Consider the following 6,005-nt stretch of genomic DNA (forward strand, 5'->3'; position numbering starts at 1 on the left):
TAGAAAATAATAACTGCTACTTCAAATAAGCCATAGCAAACCGATCAACACCCTCAATATCCGGAAAAATCTCAACCCCACAATAAGCTCCATTATCCTGCAACATTTCAGCAACCTTATCCCCTTGCCCACTCATCACCTCCACCAACCAAACACCACCAGAAACTAAATATAGTGGAGCTGTTTCAATCAAAAATCTAATAAACTCTAGGCCATCAATACCACCATCAAGAGCAAGATGAGGCTCATGTTTCCTGACTTCTGGTTGCAAAGTAGAAACCATATCGCTAGGAATATAAGGAGGGTTAGCCACCATTCCACTCACTTTACCTCGCAAATGCTCCAATGGTTCCCACCAAGAACCTTGACAAAAATTTATCTTGTTCCCTAAACCCAATTTTGTCCCATTCTGTCTAGCAATAGCCAAAGCTTCTGAACTACAATCCACAGCATAGATAGAAGCATCTGTCAATACTTCTGCCAACCCAAAAGCGATCGCCCCACTACCAGTTCCCATATCTACCCAAATTCCTTGTTGAAGATGGGAAACACTATTAGTAGCTGCTACAACCAGATCGATTAAACACTCTGTTTCTGGCCTTGGTATCAAAACCCCAAAATCCACCTCCAAAGAAAAATTCCGCCAATAAGTAACCCCTATTAAATATTGAAGCGGAACCTTTTCATTTAAACGTCTATACCAAAGATTATTCAACTCAACTAAAGAAAGCCTCATTGAAATATTAGGCCAATCTTTAAAAGACTCTAAACGAAGCGTTAATCGATCTAGTCCAGCAAATTCTTGCAACAACCAATCAACCTCAGCAACATAGATACCTGCCTTTAAACCATCACTCTGAGCACTGCGATACCATTGCCAAAGGTCTAGACCTGAAACTACACACTCCGAAGAAAAGTCCATTAATCGCGATCGCTGAAAATTGAAATTTTAATTTATTAATTACCAGATTGTTTTAACTGTTGTACAAACTCTAAAGACTCCCTGGGAGGAATAAAAATAATTTTTTCTAAGAAAGGATCGTCATCTTTCTCCAGGGCCTTAATTACACCTTCAAGATTCACAACTTCAATTTTCACAGAAGAAAAAACATCAGGTTGTTGAGTCTTAGCTCGCTCCAACATTCCCTGCAAATCTTCCTTATTAAAAAACATAGGAATAACTTGTTGTTCCCCACGTTGAATAGTTAAATATCCACCATCAGGTCCACCTTTAGCCATAAATAAAGGTACTCCATTGAACTGGTTAACATCCTGACCATTTTGCTCAAGTAAAATCTTCGCAGATTCAACCTGCCTCTTAATTGGAACATAAGCAAACTGTAGCTTTTGCTGATTATTCTGACTAGATTGGCTCATTTCATAAACTTCACCCAGAGATACAGGCACTACCTTAACCGTAGCTGCCAAATCAGGATTTTCTCCTTTTAATTTTTCTACAAAAGCATCTGCATCACTCTTACTAATAAAAACCCCTGCCACAGAAGAATTTTCATTACCTTCTTTTTTGATAGAAGCTACAAGAGGAGAGCCATTTTGATCGGTTATTGTAAATACAGGCACAGGAGTTAACTTCTGCAAGACTTCTTCTGCAGATAGCGCTAATGCAGACATATCTTTGACAGAAGGTCTTATCAAAGTGCTAGTTACTATTCCTAACACTACACTTAGGCGAATTAATGATTTCATAGATTCTCCAAATTATTTAAAATAATGCAGCAAAAATAAAAGTTATGAACATCAAATAACTTACAGATAGACATGAAAATATCATGTTAATTTGTTCAATAAGCCACTAATAAACATGATTTAATCTTTTTAAGATTTAACTATCACATCAATCATCAAAATATTTATTCCATAGTTTACTAAGATATCCTGATTTTTTTACCGTTTTAAAAACATATTTAGCTGTGATTAATTAATAATTCAATAAAATCATTATTTTTGGAAAAATTAAATTATGGAATTGAGCGATTACTTGATCTCAAACAGTATTTTAATTAATCATAAAAATAGTTTAATTTTATGCTTTTAATTTCACTGAATTATAAATTTTACGAAAATTGTTATTTTAGATAAAAGCTAATCTATGATTAATTTACCACATTAGTAAATTGACAACCATAGGAGTATGATTGATGGAAAAACAGTTATAACTGTAGTTGATTATAACACAATTTTTTCATTTGCTTAAGCTAACAATAAATAAAAACATAGTAGTTTACAGATACTTAAGACATAGTCTTTCTCCTAAAGGAGGGTTAAATTATAAATTATTCAATTCTAGGTTAAGCTATCGACTAAAATTCAAAATTTTTTGCCTCATCCAACGGAATGTATAGATTAATTTTCAAAACTATAACTACATTGAGAATAGGAAAGCATGTCGCTATTAGCGTTCAGCACTCAGCTTTTTAACAAACGAGGGAGTGTATCTGTTTATATAACCCATTTGGTATTAATGTCTGCGACCCGCTTTTTTTTTACCAGGAGTCAGGAGGACTGAGTCAGGAGATGGAGAGAAGACATAAGGGAAAAGGCGGATGTGAACCCGCGTCTCGCCATGGGAACGCCGACCAAGAGAAGGGAACGGGCACCAAGCAGATTGAAAAATACTCTCTACTTCCCTATATCCCCGTCTTCCCATATCTTTTTAAATAGATATCAAATGGGTTCTATAGTTGTTTTAATTTGAGTAGACTACAAAGACTAAGTAACTGTGCAAAATTAATTTAATATTTTGGACCTAAGGAACATAGTATATGATTGAAAATAGAGACCAGGGAACAGCGAAAAGTTATAAATCTATTTGATAAGCCGGACTTAGCTCACTAGAATATTAGCCTAGTGACTTTTGAAAACTTATAGCAATGAGCGCTCAGGTATTTACAATGTCCAGCTCAAAGTGCAGTAAGCGAAAAGGTGTACAAAAAATAATGTGTAAATATGCCAGCGCACATTGCTATATCTACTAACTATTAGACATCTGGTAAAAATCCAAAATCAAATCAATTATCGTACAGAAATTATCAGTTATTTCCCCCTCCATACCTATTCCCTATTCCCTATTCCCTATTCCCTCTTTTCTGGAGATGTCTATTGGGATTTATAGCAATAGTTAGTAGATTAGGACTTATGCAGATGATGATCCCAATAAGGGAAAATGTTTTTCCCACTGTTACCAATTTATTATTCCCTGCTATAGACAAAAATCAGGCAAAAAAAGTCCTTAAATCTATACAAACAGAGGTTTTGAGATCAAAAAGGTATAAATCCAGTAGCGATAAGGATTTTAGCCATTTTTATGGCTTTGACATTTTTTCCTTGCCTGGACTGACTGTTCCTAGGTCATGCTACGCAAACAGCTACTTTATATCAGATAAAATGTCTAAAGACCACTAGATAAGTAGAGCTAAACTTTAGAAGATTAGAAGATTTCATCTCAGCAAGGTATAGCCGGGGTAGACAAGATGCCCAAAAAAGTTTTATTTAAATTTCTGTGCTTCAGGGTGAGGTTTTAAATGTTTATACCTAATTTATTTGTAATTCTGTAATTATCGGGATGACAGGATTTGAACCTGCGACATCCTGCTCCCAAAGCAGGCGCGCTACCAAACTGCGCTACATCCCGGTTGAACTATAAATTTATTATAGCTCAATTTTCACAAGTTGTGCAAAAAAATTCAAAAAAAATTTTACACCAAACAAATTTGCCCATATATTCAGGAAATTTTTAGGAACAAAAATCCTTGAATCATTATCTCTAGATTTTAGATTCTACAGGAGCATCGCACTAGAAATAATATACCAATTGAGTTTTTACAGGAGACAAATTTAAAGTATCCTCAAAACTTAGTTAGTATCTAAGGCCTTTAAGCTACCCATATAAACGTTAATCAACCTTCTTGACTAACTAATAATACATTCTGCATATATTTAAATAAGTTAAAAGTGAGAAAAATGCCCATGCTAAAAAAATCTAAATTCTAGATTTATTAGAATATTATTTGGTTAATCATAATTTTGATCCAATCAAAAACAGCTAATCTGGATACCAGAACATTCCTTTAATTCCCTCTGGGTCAGAGATAAAACCTAAATTGTGGTAAAAATCAACAACATGAGGGTCAGCAAATAAGGTGATATTGCTGATATCCTCGCTACGAAGTTTTTTGATGATGTACTTCATCAATGCTTTCCCCAAGCCCTTGCCTTGGACATCAGGATGAACAACTACATCCCAAAGAGTGGCATTAAAAGCATGGTCTGATGTTGCTCTGGCAAAGCCAATCAGTCTTTTTTGACTGCCTCGCATCTGCCACATAGAGACAACAAGAAAACTATGTTGAATGGCCTTTTTTACTTTGCGTAATGGGCGGCGAGACCAACCAACAGCATTACAGAGTTCTTCAAGTTCATATATATCTATGTCTCGATCTGTACTAAAAAATATACGTCCATTACTTCTATTAGGTGAACGAACAGCTTGAGAAGAAGCCTTTCCTTCCCCAATAGTAGTGTATCCCTCATAATCTGGATTTTGAGGGTGAGATGTTGGCTCAGAGCCGCTAAACAAATTTTTCCAAAAACCCATGCAGGCGTGGTTAAGTTAGTAGAAGTTGGATGACATTATTAGATAGTATATATCCCGTTCCCTCTCTTCGATTATGGCTCCGGGTTTAAAATCATCAACACTAGAACTGCTAAAGCGCTTCAACCGAGCGTTTCCACAGTTTTATGAGCAATTTGTAAGTAGTGATATCCAACTGCAAAATTTGAAGTTAGCATATCAACTGTATAAAAGTAAACAAGCTGTAATAGAACTAAAACCAGAAGGCAGCAAAAGTGCCCTGCACTTTACCTACCGAAATCAATCATTTTTGCTCAGTGATATTTTTGGGGTCTTAGCTGCCTATGGACTAACTATTCATAGCCTCAGTCTTTATGGACAAATTTACCCACCGATGTTGGTCTTTATCAAATTAGTAATATCTAGGGGGGGCAAAGCACTAACAGAGAAAACCTCAGAAAATGTTTGTCGTGCCATCCAAGAATCACTGGCAGGCCGTTTCGAGGTAGAAGAAATGTTAGCTGTAGAGTTTAATCTAGATAGTGGTTTAGAAGAAGTAGCGACAGAATTTTATGTCGATCCTGTATTTCATCTACCAGCACTATTGATTGAAGCAGATAATCAACCAGGTCTATTCTATAAAGTTATGTATGCCATCTGGCAAGAAGATTTGTTAGTAGTTAACGCCAACCTATTAGTTTGGCGTGGGCGAACTCGTCTTATTCTTTATCTTTTGGGGCCTAATGAAAGTTTGATTCCAGAATACTTAGGCCAAAAAATTGCTGAAGGTATGCGACAAAGATTGATGGGAGAAAGATACTAATGTGTAGAAATTAAACATGAAGTGGTGAAAGAAATTATTACCGAAATTACCAAAGGTAAAAATAACAACCAAAAAGGCAAAAGGAATCTAAATACAGCAGATTTGATCAGGCGTGAGTATCCAGTGCGGACTTCTTGCCTGTTATGGGAACATCTGTTAGGGGAGCTTTGAGTTAGCAAACGTTAATATTTGTATCTCATGTACAACCGAATCTGCTGTATCAGAATTCTGTACTCTAATCCAGGAATTAAAACACCCTGGCTCTCTTTAACCAAAGCTGTGTTGTACGTGGAGTTGACATACTCCACTCCCTGAAGTGACCGTCTCTGGGAAAAGTGGGAAAAACATTTCTCTCTTTTATGTCCTAACTTACCTATAGGAATTACCCAAAAAACAAAATTATAGGCCATTTGTAGGGGTTGACGGCCGTTAACCCCTATTATTAAGTCTATCCATTACCCACATCAATTCCCATTTATCCTGACTTGGTCTTCCTGATTCCTAAATCCTACCCTCAGGGCAAACGCATCTCGTCAATAAACTAGGGGTAATTATCAATAAACCGGGTTTTATTGCGCTTGTTGACAATAG

The 6,005-nt window shown here is 36.0% G+C and carries 4 protein-coding genes and 1 tRNA gene; 1 reads left to right on the plus strand and 4 read right to left on the minus strand.

Annotated elements, in window-relative coordinates; all coding sequences use genetic code 11:
• Positions 1-16: 16 nt before the first annotated feature.
• The 4 genes from prmC to F6K13_RS14645 form a co-directional block, all read right to left on the minus strand.
• Complete coding sequence (prmC, locus tag F6K13_RS14630; protein ID WP_124155466.1) at positions 17-922, minus strand: peptide chain release factor N(5)-glutamine methyltransferase; 906 nt, start codon at positions 920-922, stop codon at positions 17-19.
• A 35-nt stretch (positions 923-957) separates the two neighbouring features.
• Positions 958-1,707 carry a Tic22 family protein gene (locus F6K13_RS14635; protein WP_124146086.1) on the minus strand — a complete coding sequence of 250 codons (750 nt, stop codon included), beginning with the start codon at positions 1,705-1,707 and terminating at the stop codon, positions 958-960.
• A 1,871-nt stretch (positions 1,708-3,578) separates the two neighbouring features.
• Positions 3,579-3,652 (minus strand) — tRNA-Pro (locus F6K13_RS14640).
• 411 nt (positions 3,653-4,063) lie between these two features.
• Positions 4,064-4,615: a GNAT family N-acetyltransferase gene (locus tag F6K13_RS14645; protein WP_124146087.1), complete on the minus strand. Its 552-nt coding sequence runs from the start codon at positions 4,613-4,615 to the stop codon at positions 4,064-4,066.
• Between the two features lie 73 nt (positions 4,616-4,688).
• Here F6K13_RS14645 and F6K13_RS14650 point away from each other — a divergent pair, with 73 nt between their 5' ends.
• Positions 4,689-5,414, plus strand: coding sequence for a hypothetical protein (locus tag F6K13_RS14650; protein ID WP_124146088.1), 726 nt, complete (start codon positions 4,689-4,691; stop codon positions 5,412-5,414).
• Positions 5,415-6,005: the final 591 nt, after the last annotated feature.

It is taken from the genome of Okeania sp. SIO2B9 (assembly GCF_010672505.1).
GTDB lineage: Bacteria > Cyanobacteriota > Cyanobacteriia > Cyanobacteriales > Microcoleaceae > Okeania > Okeania hirsuta.

Bases quoted from the DNA above. Each gene is read 5' to 3' on its own strand.
- prmC (WP_124155466.1), bottom strand. From the start codon at position 922: ATGGACTTTTCTTCGGAGTGTGTAGTTTCAGGTCTAGACCTTTGGCAA.
- F6K13_RS14635 (WP_124146086.1), bottom strand. From the start codon at position 1,707: ATGAAATCATTAATTCGCCTAAGTGTAGTGTTAGGAATAGTAACTAGC.
- F6K13_RS14645 (WP_124146087.1), bottom strand. From the start codon at position 4,615: ATGGGTTTTTGGAAAAATTTGTTTAGCGGCTCTGAGCCAACATCTCAC.
- F6K13_RS14650 (WP_124146088.1), top strand. From the start codon at position 4,689: ATGGCTCCGGGTTTAAAATCATCAACACTAGAACTGCTAAAGCGCTTC.